The following is a 13,870-nucleotide window of genomic DNA, read 5'->3' as shown; positions in this document are numbered from 1 at the left end:
TAGTCAGCCGCGGATTCTCAGCCGATGCCGAGCTTCTTGGTGACCTCGCCGACATTGGCCTTGTTGGCCAGAAGTGCGGGAACGTAGGTTTCGCGCGGCAGCGTCTGGCCGGCAAGGAGCTTGGCAACGTTGCGGATGGCGGTGCGGCCGATTTCTGCCGGCTGTTGAGCGACATCGGCGCCGGCCGGCGACTTCGGATCGGCGATGAGCTGCAGCACTTCGGGGCTGCCATCGACGCCGTAGGTGCGGATTTCGCTACGACCTGCGGCAGCAAGCGCCTGCGTCGCACCGAGCTGTGGAATATCCCACGCCGACCAGATCGCCTTGATCGACCCCTTTTCCGGATATTTGTTCAGAATTGCGGTGATCTGGGTGAAAGCGTCCTGCACGGTGTTCGGGATGACATCGCGCAATTCCGGCTGGAGGATCTTCACCTTCGGGAAATATTTGACGACATTGACCAGCTGATCGTAGCGGATCGCGCAAGGCGTCACGCCGTAGAAACCGTTGAAGACGACGATATTGCCTTCACCGCCGATGTCGGAGACGAGCTGCAGCGCCAGGTCCTTGCCGATGCCCCAGTTGTCGGAGGTGGTATTGTTGATCGAATTCGTCGAGCCGACATCGACGGTCAGAACCGGAATGCCGGCATCGCGCGCCTTCTTCAGCCAGGGGTCGATGACGCTCAGCGTGCCGAGGATCTGAACGATCGCATCCGGCTTCTGGGCAATCAGCGTTTGCAATTGCGAGACCAGTTTGCCGTCATTGCGCCCTGCATCGACGGCGATCGGCTCGCCGCCGAGGCGCTTCACCTCTTCGATCTGGGCATTGTAGGCCTGCAGATCGAAGAAGTGGTCGGTTCCGGTCGCGCTGATGGCGATACGCTTGCCTTTCAGGGAAAGTTCTTCATCGGCCGCGAAGACGGGCTTCTGCCCGACCAGCGAGGCGCCGGCGACGGCAACCCCGGCTGCTGCGGACAGTTTCAGCAGATCCCGTCTTCCCAGACCGCTTTCGGACTTTTCAATGCTCATTGCCACTCTCTCCAAATTGACTTTTGTCTATAAATTAAGTGGACTAATGAGAATGAGGAGAAATGAATTTCCAAAAAGATGATCTCGAGGGAAAAGAGTGGACAGGACAGCAGCTCATCCCTGGCTGCGATTTTCAAAAGCAACCAGCCAATGGAGGTCGTCTTGGCTTCGGGGTCGGAAGCGTTGGGTCGAGCTTAAGTCCGCACCCTGAGTGCCCGCTCCGTCCTGTCTGCGATCTGGGTTACGGCATAGGCGATCACCATGTAGATCACGACCGCGACCAGGAAGGCCTCGAGATAGTAGAAGTTCAGCGCGGCAGTCAGCTGCGATTGCGCGAAGATGTCGACCACCTCGATGGCGAACCCCAGAGACAGCGCCTTCATGATAACCATGAAGGAATTGGCAAGATCCGGTATCGCTGCGACGATGACCTGCGGAAGCATGACCCGACGAAAGAGCTGGCTCTTCTTGTAGCCGAGTGAATAGGCCGCATCGGCCTGGCCAGTGTCGAAGGAGTTCAGTGCGCCTTTGACGACTTCCGCCTGGAAAGCGGCGACGCAGGCGGTCAGGGCGACGATGAGCGTGACCCAGTTCGGTGTCGAATGGCCGTTGTAGTCCACGCCCAACAGCGACGCGAGGAATTGCAGGGTCGAAGGAAGGCCATAGTAGGCGAGGAAGATCACCACGACCATCGGCACGCCCTTGAAGGCGACCTTGTAAGCGACGACAAGCTGGCGGAGGACAGGGATCCGCCGATATTCGACCATGGCGAACAGGCTGCCTATGATCGTCGAGAGGACGAAGATCGCAAGTGCCATCGCAAGCGTGAGGGGTACTGCGCCGAGGATGTCCCAAAGATCGGGAAGAAGAACGTCGATATCGAACATGTAGCAACTTCCTCGATCAGACGCTTGCCATCAGCATGGTTCCGCCGCGTTTCGCGCCGGGAGAGAACCTTGCAGAACGAAGCTCGAAGAAACGAACGATGGACCAGGCGACCAGGCAAAGCAGCGAATAGAGCACCGCCAGTACGAGGTAGGTTTCGAACTGATACTGATTATAGTCGCGCTCCATGACGAGGTGTGCCGTCGCCATGACATCAGCCGCCCCGATATACATGACGAGCGCAACATTATGGATCAGGTAGATGATCGAGTTCCCGTAGCCGGGAAGTGCGATGTGAACCGCCTGCGGGCCTAGAACGCGCGTGAGCTTCTGGCGGAATGTGTAACCAAGACTGTCCGCAGCATCGTGCTGGCCACGTTCGACGGCGAGATAGGCCGGCCGCATGACTTCGGACAGATAACCTCCGTGATAGAGGCTTAAGCCCAGCATCGCGGCGATCGTCGGAGACACGAAGTCCGCGACGCCGAACACACCCACGAGCACCGGAAGCCCATAAAAGGCGACGAACAACTGAAGGACGACGGGAACGCTCCGGGCATAGGAGACGTAGAGATCCGCCAGTTGGCTGACCACCGGGATCCTGCGAACCCGGAATGTCGTTGCAATCAAGGCCAGCACGAAGCCGGCGATCATGGCCGTGAACGTGATCGCAAGCGTCAGCGGCAGGGCCGAGAGCAGCTCTGGGATCATTACGGAAAGGTCCACTTCGGAACACTCCTTCTTTCAGTCGTTAGCCTGATCGCCGGGATCGGAGGGCGGCGTTACTTCATGTACGTGGTGATGTCCTCGCCGAACCACTTCTGCGAGAGTTTGGCGAGCGTGCCGTCGGCCTTGAGCTCCTTCAGAGCCTTGTCGATGCCTTCGGCAAGAGCCTTGTTCTCCTCGGAACGATGGATCAGGACGAAGGTCTGATTGATTGCGACCGGCTCGCTCGTCTTGATTTCGAGCTTCTGCTGGTCGATCACGGTCTGCTCGCCAAGGTTGGACGGCAGCACGAGCGCATCGTACTTGCCGTTCTGCACTTCCTTCAGGCGGTCGGGATAGGGAACGCCGGCGCTCGAGGCAGTGATTTCGATCTTGTAGGTCGGGTTCTGCTCCTGCCATGCCGTGGCGAACTTGTAGATGCCACCGCCGGCGGTGACGGGTACGATCTTCTTGCCGACGAGGTCCTTCATCTCGTTGATGCCGCTGTCCTTGCGGCTGTAGATCTTGATCAGGCTCGCGCCGATCGGTGCGTCAGGAATGAGGAACTGCTTTTCGCGGGCAGGCGCGCGGTAGTAGCCGCCCGTCGCGATGTCGTACTTCCCGGTAGCAAGGCCCGTTTCCTGCGCGATGTCGGCCGCACCTTCCATGACGAACTTGTATTGGGGCAGCTTGGCGTTGATCGCCTTCAGCACGTCGGGTTCGTAGCCCTGCGGCTCGACGCCGATCGCACCCCAGGAGAGCGGCTTCGATTCCGCCGCGGTGGCGATCTTGATCGTGCGAACGTCCTCGGCGAACGAGGCAGTTGCGAAGGCGATTGCGACGCCTGCTACGGCGAGACCGAGGCCACGGCGCGAGATTGAACTCATGGAAGTCATTTCAGGCATCCTTTCTACTGGATCGCGCGTTCGGAATTGAGAAACTGAGCGAGGCGCGGGTTGGAGGGTGTGTCAAAGATTTCGGCAGGGCTTCCGTCGGCCGCGACGACGCCCCGGTCCATGAAGACGATGCGGTTCGAGATGTTCTTGGCGAACTGCATCTCGTGGGTAACGAGGAGCGAGGTGATGCCCGAGGATGTCACATCCTTGATCACCTTCAGAACCTCGTTCACGAGTTCAGGATCGAGCGACGAGGTCGGCTCGTCGAACAGCATCACGTCCGGCTTGACCGCCAGGGCGCGGGCGATGCCGGTCCGCTGGAGCTGACCGCCAGAGAGCTGAGAGGGATAATTGTCGAGCTTGTCGGCAAGACCGACGCGTTCAAGCTCCTTAAGGGCGATGGCGCGGGCTTCTTCCTTCGACTTGCGCTGCACGACGACAAGCGGGTCCATCACATTCTGGATGACCGTCATGTTCTTGAAGACGTTGAACTGCTGGAAGACCATCGCCGTGCGAAGACGGATCGCCTGCACCGCCGCCTTGTCGGGGCGGCCGTAATCCATGCGGATGTCGTCGAACGCGATCGAGCCGGAGGACGGCTTGGCCAGATGGTTGATGCACTTCAAAAGCGTGGTCTTGCCTGTGCCGCTCGGGCCGATGATCGACACCACGTCGCCGCGTTTCACCGACAGGTCGACGCCGTTCAGGATCTGCGTGCTTCCGTAGGACAGCTTTAGGTTCTTGATCTCCAGCATTTCGGGTCTCAGGTCCTTTCGGAGGAGAGGTCGGAAGGCTCTTCGGTGTCGTCGTCTGCCCACTCGTCTCCGAGGAGTTCCGGCGTGTCGAAGGCCTGGAGGTTTTCGAAATGTTTTTCGCGGTCGGCGACGAAGAGGGCGCGGACGATGCCACGCGCCAGGCGATCGGCACCTTCGCTGATTGCCGGGATGTCGCCGGTAAGCTTGCCGTGACTGAGTGTCGCCGGAAAATTGAAGCAGTGAATCTTTGCCAGCATCGGGCACGAGCCCGGCTCCCTTTCGAGGAACTCGAACGCTTCTCCAAGATCGGGAGCCCCCTCGAGTTCGGCGTTCGGCATTCCCGCCGGCACCGGGAATCGATCGCGCCACAGGCGGATATGCGGGTCGAAGGCAGCAAGTTCCGGTCGATTGCTGAGGTCGATCTTGAAGCCCGTTCCGAAGATCAGAAAGTCGACCAAGTATCGACCCTTGGGCGTCGTAACGACGACATGATCGCCTTCCTGCTCCAGTCCGCTGATCGGGCTCTGAATATGGAGGTGGGCTTGCGGGAAGGAACTGACACGCAAGACGCTCGGCCGCGGGGGTGGTGTCTGCTGGCCCATGGCATAGTTGAGGAAGCGCCACTTCCACTCATCGGGAAGGCCTGCAAATCCATGCACGACGCCCTGGCTGCCTATGCCAGTGAACTTGTTGATCCGCGGCAGTTCTTTGCGGCGCACGAACATATCGAGGCGTAACGCACCAGCTTCGAGAGCGGTCGCTGCATTGTCCATCGCCGATGCGCCTGCACCAACGACGCCTATCCGCTTGCCGCGCAGCTCTGCGAAATCGATATCGTCGGCGGTATGCGCCCAGAACTTGCGGTCTATGCTAGCTGCGATTGCGGGCACGAATGGCCCGCCAAGGCCGTCACGACCGGTCGCGAGCACCACATGGCGAGCGACCATCGTTTCCACCTGTCCGTCCTGACTGCAGACGACACCAAGCATCCCGTCCTCGCGCGGCAGGATCGCATCGACGGCCACACCGTTGCGGACAGGAAGCTCGAGCACTTTCCGATACCAGACCAGATATTCCATCCAGATTTCGCGCGGAGCCCGGTCGAGCGCGATCCATGCCTCACGCCCATAACGAGCTTCGTAATAGGCCCGGAAGGTAAGCGCCGGAAGCCCCATCGCCGGACCGGTGAGTTGCTTCGGAGAACGAAGAGTACGCATCCTGGCAAAAGTGACCCACGGCCCTTCCTGACCAGCAGGCGCCTTGTCGAGGACGAGATGGTTGGCGACCCCGAGACGCTTCAGCATACCGGACGCAACAAGGCCGGCCATGCCTGCACCAATGATGACGACATCGACGACAGGCTGACCGTCGATCACGCGTTGCGGAATCCACGATTTGGCCGGCAGTTCCAGCCAGGCGAGATCCTGTCGCAGCCGCACCTCAAGAGCATCGAGACCGTTCGGCAAGAGGGAAAGGTCGCTCATATCGACACTCCCTCAGGTCGCGGTGCCTGCCCGTAAACTGTGTCGGCCAGTGCTTCTACGCCGCTCGAATCGAACAGACGGCAGCCTGGCATCGCCAAAGCCACCGCGCGCGCCGCCTCGATCACGGCGGTGATCGTCGAAGTGAGCGGCAGCGCGGCGGGCGATATGGCACCGAACAGGAAGGGGATGGTGTGATCGAGCACGCGCATTACGACGCCGTCAAGCGGCACGCCGACGACGGTCGCCGGCTCGACGATGCCAACCCCAAGCCCGGCCCGAACCAACGAAAGCGCTGTCAGCGAAGCATTGACGTCGATGATCCGGTCCGGCGAAATCCCTGCCCGTTCCAGCGCCTCATCGACCCGGTGACGCAAGCGATATGGGTTTGCCAGAGTGATGATGCGGCGGTCGACAAGATCGGCAAGGCGCACCACGTCACGGTCGGCAAGCGGATCGCTCGCGCTAATCGCGACAACGCATGGCGCCTCCGCGATCCAGTGTATTTCGAGGCCGGGATGTTCGAGCGGCAGGCTTGCAATCCCGAAATCCGCCGAACGGGCGAGCACTGCCTGAATGACGTTTTCGGCTGCAAGCGCCTGCACATGCAGATGACGTGGGATCAGATCCGGGGCAACGGCTGCTAGCGCCTGCGGAAGAACGCCCGCCGCAAGCGACGGTGTGGCCGCGATCGTCAGCGTGGGGGGCTCATCACGACCGATCGCCTCGGCACGCTCGCGGATATGTGTGAGGCTGGCGAGATGACGCTCGACCTCGGAATGAAACAGCACCCCCCGCGAGGTCGGCGTGATCCGCGGACCGCTTCGATGCAGGAGCGCATAGCCGATATCGGCTTCCAGATCCTGGATGAGCCTGGTGACCGCCGGTTGAGATCGGCCCAGCAGGCGCGCTGCCCCGGTCACGCTGCCTGCGGAAATCACGGCTGCGAAGGCTTCAAGTTGCCGAATATCGAAAGAGTTAGAATGCATAAATGACATGAAACACTCCTCTTAATGTGAGTAAAGCATAGGAATTCTCACTTGACGATCGGAATTAGATAATTATTTCGCATCAAGATCGCTCATTCATTATTATTTGACATAATGACATGTCGCGCCTACCTAGATGCTACCCCACAGACGCACCGAGGAGCCTGTTTTGACACTCATCGAAACCCTAGTCTCCGTGAAGCCCGGCTCCGCGCTCGCCGAAGCCATGGAAAAGCGCGCGGAGATCCTGCGCCTGAGCGAGGCAGCCCATGATGCCGTGCTGCTGCCGCGTGATCCCGGCGGTCTCTCCTATGGACTTCGGGCAGCGCTTGCCGCCCGCATGGCCCGGCAAAATCAAAACGAGGCGCTCGCGCGCCACTACGACACCTTGGTCGCGCGAGCCAAAGAACCATCGACTGCTCCGCTCGCCGATCCCGACATGACCGCAGCGGACGAACGCACCGCAGAGATCGCTCGTCACGCCGACCGGCTGACCGTCGCACCGCGGGAGGCGACCCGAGCGCACATAGAAGCATTGCGCAGCACGGGCGTGACCGACGCCGACATCGTCCGGCTCTCCGAACTGGCCGCCTTCGTGAACTACCAGGTGCGCGTCATCGCGGGATTGGCACTGATCGGAGCAAGACAATGAGCGAAGTCGTCCACGCTTTCACCACCAAGGTTCCCCGTTGGCAGCCCTATGTCGTTCCGGTCGACCTGGAGACTGCGACCGAAGAGCAGCGCGCGGCGATGCAGGTGACGCCGTCCAACAAGGGCATCTCACCCTATGTTCTGACACTTGCGCACGATCCGGAATCGCTTACGGTTCGCTCTCCCCTGTTCAATCTGATCATGTACGGAAAAGACGGGCTTGCCTCGAGCGAACGGGAACTGGGCGCGACGGCCGCATCCGTCGTCAACCACTGCGTCTACTGCGCCGCGGTTCACGCCTCCCGGTTCATCAGCCAGACCAAAAGAACCGACGTGATCGAGGCAGTCTTCGCGGACGGCCTCGATGCGGAACTCGACGAGCACCTGCAGGCGATCTTCGACTTTTCCGCACGCCTCTCGCCAACACCGCCCGAAGCCACTAAGGCCGATGCACAGGCATTGGCCGATGTCGGCTTCTCTGAATTGGAATCCCTCGACCTCGTCCTGTCGTCAGCCATCTTCGGCTGGGCGAACCGCTTGATGCATACGCTCGGCGAGCCGGTGATTGATTAGCTCGGATAGATCAAGGGGGCTCCGGACGGCATCCGCGGCCCCGATGATCCGCGTGTCATTACTTTCTGCCCATGCGACTGCGGAGGTTGCTGGCAAGGCCTCCCATCGTCTCTTGCCTGACGAGACCGAGTGCGGCGGCTACGTGCCACCAGCCATGATCTGCTTGCCGGACGATCGTGCATTCGGCACTCACCCCCATGTGATTACCCTCAAATGAATGGCCGACGGCAATATGGGCGACCTCTTCGGGAAGCCCCGTTACAAGGCAGACGTACATTCCGAAGACGGAGTGGCGAAACGTCGGCTGCCCCGCATCCGCCGGAAGGGTGGCCCAGCGCATTCTATTGGACGGATCGAATTCGTAAGGCTTGCCGACATCGTGGCACGCCGCGCCGGCAAGCAATATGGTCCAGTCAATGACGACCTCGGGATAGACCTCCTCGAACTCGCGCGCGATGGCGCTCGTGTAGCGGAATACACCGCGGACGTGATCGGCCTGCGTGCCCTGTGTCAGGACCGGCGCCCCCGGATTGCCGTCGGGCGGGATATCCGTGATGCGCCTGAAATCCGAACAGCAGAGCGAGTAGCTCCATGCCTCGACCACCTTCGCACGGATTTCGGCATCGCCGATCTCGGCGATTTCGGGGAAGTCTTCGATTACGCTTGCTCTCGTCGCCTCGGTAATGGGTCGCCGTAATGTCGGATAATGGTAGGTCATGCTGTGGCCGTTTCGCTTGCTTGCGGCGCAATCGGCGCCGGTAGGGGAAATTCCGGCAGGATAGGCTTCCTGGTCATGGTGAGCGTCGCCGCGGCACCAACGAGAAGCAACACCGCCGCGATACCGAACGCCCAGTCATAGCCGCCCGTTGCGGCAACCACATAGCCGGTGATGATGGGCGCGATCAGTCCGAAAAGATTGCCGCCGAGCGCCGTGATGGCAATGACCCGTGAGACATCGCGGGGATCGCTCAAGAGGTCGCTGGCAAGCGTGAAATTCAGCCCTGCACCCGTGGTCGAACCGGTCAGCACAAGCGTCAGGACGACAAGCAGTTCGGTAAGATTTCCAACCGAAGGCGCCAGGACGATCAGAAGGGATAGGACCGCCATGACGGCGATGAAATTTCGCCGCTTGCCGTTGCGGAGAGCTTCGGATGACAGAAGCCGATCGCTCGTGCGAGCAATAATGAGGCTGAGGACGAGCGTAATCAAATAGGGGATGGCGGTAAGGTATCCTGTGCTCATGGTCGACAGCTCGCGGGTCGACTGCAGGAAGGTAGGCAGCCATGTCAGAAACAGATAGGCGGTATAGACCAGGCAGGCCTGCGTGATGACGAGCCCCCAGATGCTGCGCTGGGCGAAGAGGTGCCGGATCGTTGACGGCGACGCGGATGCGCTGGATCTCACGTCTCCGTTGCGTTCGCCCAAGATGGTGTCGCGCTCGACATCTGACAGCCACCGCGCGTCCTCGGGCGCCTTGTACCAATACAGCCAGACGCCGAGCCAGACGAACCCAAGGATGCCGAGCAGCACGAAACAGGCCCGCCAGCCGACGAATTCGACCAGACCTGCGGTGATGATCGCTCCGAGCGCAGGCCCGGCCGTGGAGCCGCCGTTGAACAGCGTGGTTACCACACCGCGTTCGCGCTCGGGAAACCAGTCGCGGATCACACGTCCCGATGCCGGATAAGAGGTGGCCTCGCTCGCCCCCATGACCAGGCGTGCCACCAGGATCGAGGTGAATCCGCTGGCGGCGGAGGTCAAGGCGGTCGCGGTCGACCATATTGCGATGCCGCCGCCTATCATCTTCTTGACACCAATCTTCTCCAGAGCCAGGCCCAGCGGGATAAGGCAGATCACATAGGTCCAGAGAAAGCCGGAAAAGAGATAGCCCATCTGCACGGGCGAGAAGCCGTATTCGGCCGCTATCGGCTTCGAGGCAATCGAAAGCGCGATACGGTCGATGTAGTTGATGATGACGGCTGAAAAAATCAAAGCAGCGATCCAGATCCGTTTATGATGCATGTCTTCCTCTTCCCTGCTCCCGCACACGAAATTCGTCTTCGTTCACGACGCCAGCCCGCCATCAACCGCATGGATATGGCCCGTAACGAAGCTGCTCATCCCTGAGGCCAGATAGAGCGCCACACTGGCGACCTCGACCGGATCGGCGTGACGCCCCAGGGGAATCTCCCGGTCAATCTGCTGGGTGACATTCACGCCATTGAGTGCCCCGATACGATCTTCGATGTTCTGCTGGAAACCATTGGCGATCGGTCCGGGATTGAGCGAGTTGACCCGGATGCCCCGCGGGGCAAGAGCACGCGCAGCGGCCCGCACGACCCCAGTTTGCGCATGCTTGGCCGTGACATAGGCGATGTTCTGGCCTGCCCCCTCCCCGCCTCTCGTGCCGGCCATGCTTGAGGTTATGACAATGCTGCCACCATCGCGCATCCTGCGGGGACCATACTTGCATGCGAGGAAAGCGCCTTTCACGTGGATGTGGTAAGTGCGATCGAACGCTTCTTCGTCGTAATCTTCGAGCTCACCGATTGCTCCCTGGTTGCCGGCATTGCTGAAGAGGACGTCGATTGCTCCCCATTTGGCGGCTGCAGCATCGACATAGGCCCGCACCGTTTCCGCGTCCGAGACGTCGCCGGCGAAGATCTCGACGTCGGATGATCCCAGCTGCGAGCGCGCGGCCCGCAGCGCATCGGTGTCGAGATCAACGAGAAGGATTTTGGCGCCGTGCTGCAGAAACAGGCGCGCCGATGCCAGGCCGACGCTACCGCTGCCGCCTGTGATGATGCAGGCCTTGTTATCAAGTAGCTTCATGGACTCCTCTCCCATCTGGTCAATCCTCATCTACTTCACGCTGCCGGCGACAAAGCCACGGCCGAGTTGCTTGCGGATCAGCGCCAGTGCCACGATCGGCACGATGAAATAGATCGTCGACCCGGCAAAGATCTGACCGTAGAGCGGACCTTGAGGCGGTACGTAGCGCATCAGGAGCGGCAGAAAGGTCAGCGCATTGCGATCTGTCAGCACCAAAGCGAACAGGAACTCGTTCCAGCAAAAGCAGAAGATCAGGACGGCGGTGGTCAGGATCGGCCCCGCGGCAATCGGCAGGATGATCCGCCAGAGGATCGTCCAGGAATTTGCGCCGTCCAGCCGCGCCGCTTCGTCGATCGTCTCGGGGATCGCCGCAAAGAAACCCTGGATCATCCAAATGGCAAAAGGCAGCGAAAAGGTCAGATAGGTTGTGGTCAGACCGACGAGCGAGTCCAGGAACCCCGTACTGCGGAAGAACAGGTAGAACGGAATGACCAGCACGATGCTCGGGATCATGCGCATTGCAAGAATGGCAAGCGCCAGGCGGTCGAACCGGCTTCCCAGACGGGTCATGCCGAAGGCTGCCATCGACCCGAGCACGATCGAAACCAGCGTGCTTGCGGTCGCCGTCAGAAAAGAATGCCAAAGTGCGGCCCAGAACTGCTCCTGGGACAGGACGTCGCGATAGTTTTCCAGACCGAGCCCCGGGCCGGCATCCGTCTGCACGGAGAAGGAGACAAACAGCGCCCAGAGCGGAGGAAGGATTGTAAGGGCGCAGGCGACCAAGGCGAGAGCATAGAGAAACTTGGTCTTCATGCCCGAGCTTCCTTGGTGCCAGTGCGATTGAGCGCTGCCATCAAGACAAGCACGAGCGCCATGATGACGACGAAGACGATGAGAGCAAGTGCCGCGCCCGAACCCATTTGAAAGCCCTGGAAGCTGGTGCTGTAGGCGTAGTAGTTCAGGATCTCGGTACTCGTGCCGGGGCCGCCCTGCGTGATGACGATGATCAGATCTATGTTCTTCAGCGAGTCGATCAGGCGAAGCAGCAGCGCGACCATCAGGATCGGCTTCAGCAGCGGCAGTTCGACAAGACGAAGGATCTGCCAGCGGCTCGCCCCGTCGATGACCGCTGCCTCTATCACCTCTTCCGGCAGCGTCAGCAGGCCGGCAAGCAGGACTGCGAACATGAAAGGCGTCCACTGCCAGGCATCGGCGACGATCAGGCTGTAAATGGCAATGCTCGGGTTGTTGACCCAGGCAACCGGAGAGATGCCGAGCCACGAAAGAACGATGTTGAACATTCCGAACTGCGGACTGTACATGCTCTTGAAATAGAAGGCCCAGATCAGCGGCGCTATCATGATCGGGATGCAGAGCACGACGCGGAAAACCGCAAAACCCGACCAGTTCTTCTGCAGGCCATGCCTGACGAGCAATGCAAGCGCCAGTCCCAGCACAAGTTCCAGAAGGACGGAGAGACCGGTATAGACGACAGTGACACCGACAACGCGCAAGGTGTCGGCGGAGGTCAGAATATCGATGAAGTTCTGAAGTCCATTCCAGCGCTTGACGCCGGAAATCAGGTTCCAGCGATAGAGGCTGATCGACACGGCCTGCACCAGCGGCCAGCCGATGATGCCAAGCAGGCACAAAAGGCTGGGCGCGATGAAAGCGTAGGCGACGCGTCGTGACGTCATCTGCATCAATAATAACCCGCATCGCGCATGATCTGGTCGACGGATTTCTGCGCGGTCTCCAATGCCTCTTTCGGCGATATTTCTCCTGCAAAAGCGCGGCTAAGCTGGATGCCGACCTCGCCGTCGACCTGGCTCCATTCCGGAATCTGCGGTCGCACCTTCGCCAGCTTGAGGCTCTCCGCAACCGCCGAAAACCAAGGCTTGGCGGTCGCATTCGCGGCCCAGGCGGAATTGCGGCACGGCTGACCGCCATGCTGGACGATCATGTTCGACTGGACGTCGCGGCTGTTGAACCAGGCGACATATTGGGCAGCCGGCTTCGGATCCTGGCAGTATTTCGATACGGTAAGGCCAAGACCACCCATGACGGGCGCACTGCAGACCTTGCCCTTCGGCGGCACCGCACTCTGCAGCTGCGGCTTCGTCTTGGCATCCGCGGTGACTTGCGCATCTGGAATCCACGCGACCGGATCGAGCGTGCCAAGACCGCTTGCCATTGCCTTGACTTCGTCACCTTCCGTGTAGGCAGCACCTCCCGGCGGCATGGTCTTGACGAGTTCCAGCAGGAAAGCCAGGGAGTCGACGCCGTTCTGATCGGCAAAGATCGGCTTCATCTTGTCGTCGAACAGGACGCCGCCATTCGCCCAATAAATCGGCAACCAGACACCGAAGGCCTTGGCGAGACGCTCGGTCCCGGCAATGAAGCCGAAGCGGGAAGTCTTCGGATCCACGACCTTCTGCGATGCCTTGAGAAGGTCGTCCCAGGTCTGCGGCAGGTCGAGGCCGACGGCGTCGAGATGCGCCTTGTTGTAGATCAGGCGCTGGCAGTTGCCGATCGTCGCCATGCCATAGGTCTTGCCATCGGCGCCGTACATGTCCCTGAACGTCTGCGGGATATCAGAGAAGAAGTCCTTCAGCTCGTCGGCCGGGATCAGATCATCCAGCGCCAGAAGATGGCCGGCCTTCGCATAGCCCTTGAGGTAAATCGAATCCACCTGGACGACGTCGTAGGACGAGCTGCCTGCGGCAAAGGCGGCGACCTGTTTCTGGATCGCCTCGTTATAGCCCATGGTGATGTTGTTGATCTTGATCCCGGTCGCCTTGGTGAATTCCGGCGATAGATCGACGAATGGCTGACCGAACATGCCTTCGCCGAGCGAAAGCACATTGATCGTCGTGGTCGCGGAAATGGCCGGAGTGGGAAAAAGCTCGCCGGCGACGGCGGCACCAGAGAGCACAGCAACGCTCTTCAGAAGCGTTCGCCGCGATAGCGAAGGCCTATTACCTTGCGTGATTGTCTTCATGTGATCCTCCCTATTGCTCCCGGAGAGGAAATAGCCACATATATGTTTGACATGTCCAATTGGAAAAACTG

General features: G+C 60.3%; 15 protein-coding genes. 2 read left to right on the top strand and 13 right to left on the bottom strand.

Annotated features, from left to right (window positions below):
• Positions 1-17 precede the first annotated feature (17 nt).
• The 7 genes from ABOK31_RS32555 to ABOK31_RS32525 form a co-directional block, all read right to left on the bottom strand.
• Entirely contained in the window at positions 18-1,031 is a 1,014-nt protein-coding gene (locus ABOK31_RS32555; protein WP_349961843.1) for a sugar ABC transporter substrate-binding protein, read from the bottom strand.
• 194 nt (positions 1,032-1,225) lie between these two features.
• Positions 1,226-1,918 (bottom strand): amino acid ABC transporter permease, encoded by a 693-nt coding sequence (locus ABOK31_RS32550; protein ID WP_349961841.1) that lies wholly within the window; start codon positions 1,916-1,918, stop codon positions 1,226-1,228.
• Positions 1,919-1,934: 16 nt separating this feature from the next.
• A complete protein-coding gene (locus ABOK31_RS32545; RefSeq protein ID WP_349961838.1) occupies positions 1,935-2,642 on the bottom strand; it encodes an amino acid ABC transporter permease in 708 nt (235 codons plus the stop codon).
• Positions 2,643-2,698: 56 nt separating this feature from the next.
• On the bottom strand, positions 2,699-3,517 hold the full coding sequence (locus ABOK31_RS32540; RefSeq protein WP_075854903.1) for an amino acid ABC transporter substrate-binding protein: 819 nt from the start codon (positions 3,515-3,517) through the stop codon (positions 2,699-2,701).
• A gap of 14 nt (positions 3,518-3,531) precedes the next feature.
• Positions 3,532-4,272: an amino acid ABC transporter ATP-binding protein gene (locus ABOK31_RS32535; protein WP_174173594.1), complete on the bottom strand. Its 741-nt coding sequence runs from the start codon at positions 4,270-4,272 to the stop codon at positions 3,532-3,534.
• Between the two features lie 8 nt (positions 4,273-4,280).
• Complete coding sequence (locus ABOK31_RS32530; protein WP_349961835.1) at positions 4,281-5,756, bottom strand: NAD(P)/FAD-dependent oxidoreductase; 1,476 nt, start codon at positions 5,754-5,756, stop codon at positions 4,281-4,283.
• Positions 5,753-6,751 (bottom strand): LysR family transcriptional regulator, encoded by a 999-nt coding sequence (locus ABOK31_RS32525; protein ID WP_174173596.1) that lies wholly within the window; start codon positions 6,749-6,751, stop codon positions 5,753-5,755. Before ABOK31_RS32525 ends, ABOK31_RS32530 begins: the two co-directional genes overlap by 4 nt.
• 160 nt (positions 6,752-6,911) lie before the next feature.
• Here ABOK31_RS32525 and ABOK31_RS32520 point away from each other — a divergent pair, with 160 nt between their 5' ends.
• Positions 6,912-7,394, top strand: a complete 483-nt coding sequence (locus ABOK31_RS32520; protein ID WP_349961831.1) for a hypothetical protein — start codon at positions 6,912-6,914, stop codon at positions 7,392-7,394.
• Complete coding sequence (locus tag ABOK31_RS32515; protein ID WP_349961829.1) at positions 7,391-7,966, top strand: peroxidase-related enzyme; 576 nt, start codon at positions 7,391-7,393, stop codon at positions 7,964-7,966. The genes ABOK31_RS32520 and ABOK31_RS32515 overlap by 4 nt, the downstream gene beginning before the upstream one ends.
• A gap of 58 nt (positions 7,967-8,024) precedes the next feature.
• On the opposite strand, the gene ABOK31_RS32510 is transcribed toward ABOK31_RS32515, so the two are convergent.
• The 6 genes from ABOK31_RS32510 to ABOK31_RS32485 are packed head-to-tail and all read right to left on the bottom strand — an operon-like array spanning position 8,025 to position 13,799.
• A complete protein-coding gene (locus tag ABOK31_RS32510; RefSeq protein ID WP_349961826.1) occupies positions 8,025-8,684 on the bottom strand; it encodes an HD domain-containing protein in 660 nt (219 codons plus the stop codon).
• Positions 8,681-9,988, bottom strand: coding sequence for an MFS transporter (locus ABOK31_RS32505; RefSeq protein WP_349961823.1), 1,308 nt, complete (start codon positions 9,986-9,988; stop codon positions 8,681-8,683). Before ABOK31_RS32505 ends, ABOK31_RS32510 begins: the two co-directional genes overlap by 4 nt.
• 42 nt (positions 9,989-10,030) lie before the next feature.
• Complete coding sequence (locus tag ABOK31_RS32500) at positions 10,031-10,798, bottom strand: SDR family oxidoreductase (protein ID WP_349961821.1); 768 nt, start codon at positions 10,796-10,798, stop codon at positions 10,031-10,033.
• 30 nt (positions 10,799-10,828) lie between these two features.
• A complete protein-coding gene (locus ABOK31_RS32495; RefSeq protein ID WP_174173602.1) occupies positions 10,829-11,611 on the bottom strand; it encodes a carbohydrate ABC transporter permease in 783 nt (260 codons plus the stop codon).
• Positions 11,608-12,501, bottom strand: a complete 894-nt coding sequence (locus ABOK31_RS32490; RefSeq protein ID WP_349961819.1) for a sugar ABC transporter permease — start codon at positions 12,499-12,501, stop codon at positions 11,608-11,610. Before ABOK31_RS32490 ends, ABOK31_RS32495 begins: the two co-directional genes overlap by 4 nt.
• On the bottom strand, positions 12,501-13,799 hold the full coding sequence (locus ABOK31_RS32485) for an extracellular solute-binding protein (RefSeq protein ID WP_349961817.1): 1,299 nt from the start codon (positions 13,797-13,799) through the stop codon (positions 12,501-12,503). The genes ABOK31_RS32490 and ABOK31_RS32485 overlap by 1 nt, the downstream gene beginning before the upstream one ends.
• Positions 13,800-13,870 lie beyond the last annotated feature (71 nt).

Origin of the sequence: Rhizobium sp. ZPR4, from assembly GCF_040215725.1 — a bacterium.
Taxonomy (GTDB): domain Bacteria; phylum Pseudomonadota; class Alphaproteobacteria; order Rhizobiales; family Rhizobiaceae; genus Rhizobium; species Rhizobium rhizogenes_D.
The sequence above is the reverse complement of the archived record's forward strand: the minus strand, read 5'-3'. Positions and strand labels throughout refer to the sequence as shown.

What these genes read in the sequence shown, in the direction of transcription:
- ABOK31_RS32555 (WP_349961843.1), bottom strand. Translation starts at nt 1,031, where the DNA reads ATGAGCATTGAAAAGTCCGAAAGCGGTCTGGGAAGACGGGATCTGCTG.
- ABOK31_RS32550 (WP_349961841.1), bottom strand. Translation starts at nt 1,918, where the DNA reads ATGTTCGATATCGACGTTCTTCTTCCCGATCTTTGGGACATCCTCGGC.
- ABOK31_RS32540 (WP_075854903.1), bottom strand. Translation starts at nt 3,517, where the DNA reads ATGACTTCCATGAGTTCAATCTCGCGCCGTGGCCTCGGTCTCGCCGTA.
- ABOK31_RS32535 (WP_174173594.1), bottom strand. Translation starts at nt 4,272, where the DNA reads ATGCTGGAGATCAAGAACCTAAAGCTGTCCTACGGAAGCACGCAGATC.
- ABOK31_RS32530 (WP_349961835.1), bottom strand. Translation starts at nt 5,756, where the DNA reads ATGAGCGACCTTTCCCTCTTGCCGAACGGTCTCGATGCTCTTGAGGTG.
- ABOK31_RS32525 (WP_174173596.1), bottom strand. Translation starts at nt 6,751, where the DNA reads ATGTCATTTATGCATTCTAACTCTTTCGATATTCGGCAACTTGAAGCC.
- ABOK31_RS32515 (WP_349961829.1), top strand. Translation starts at nt 7,391, where the DNA reads ATGAGCGAAGTCGTCCACGCTTTCACCACCAAGGTTCCCCGTTGGCAG.
- ABOK31_RS32510 (WP_349961826.1), bottom strand. Translation starts at nt 8,684, where the DNA reads ATGACCTACCATTATCCGACATTACGGCGACCCATTACCGAGGCGACG.
- ABOK31_RS32505 (WP_349961823.1), bottom strand. Translation starts at nt 9,988, where the DNA reads ATGCATCATAAACGGATCTGGATCGCTGCTTTGATTTTTTCAGCCGTC.
- ABOK31_RS32500 (WP_349961821.1), bottom strand. Translation starts at nt 10,798, where the DNA reads ATGAAGCTACTTGATAACAAGGCCTGCATCATCACAGGCGGCAGCGGT.
- ABOK31_RS32495 (WP_174173602.1), bottom strand. Translation starts at nt 11,611, where the DNA reads ATGAAGACCAAGTTTCTCTATGCTCTCGCCTTGGTCGCCTGCGCCCTT.
- ABOK31_RS32490 (WP_349961819.1), bottom strand. Translation starts at nt 12,501, where the DNA reads ATGCAGATGACGTCACGACGCGTCGCCTACGCTTTCATCGCGCCCAGC.
- ABOK31_RS32485 (WP_349961817.1), bottom strand. Translation starts at nt 13,799, where the DNA reads ATGAAGACAATCACGCAAGGTAATAGGCCTTCGCTATCGCGGCGAACG.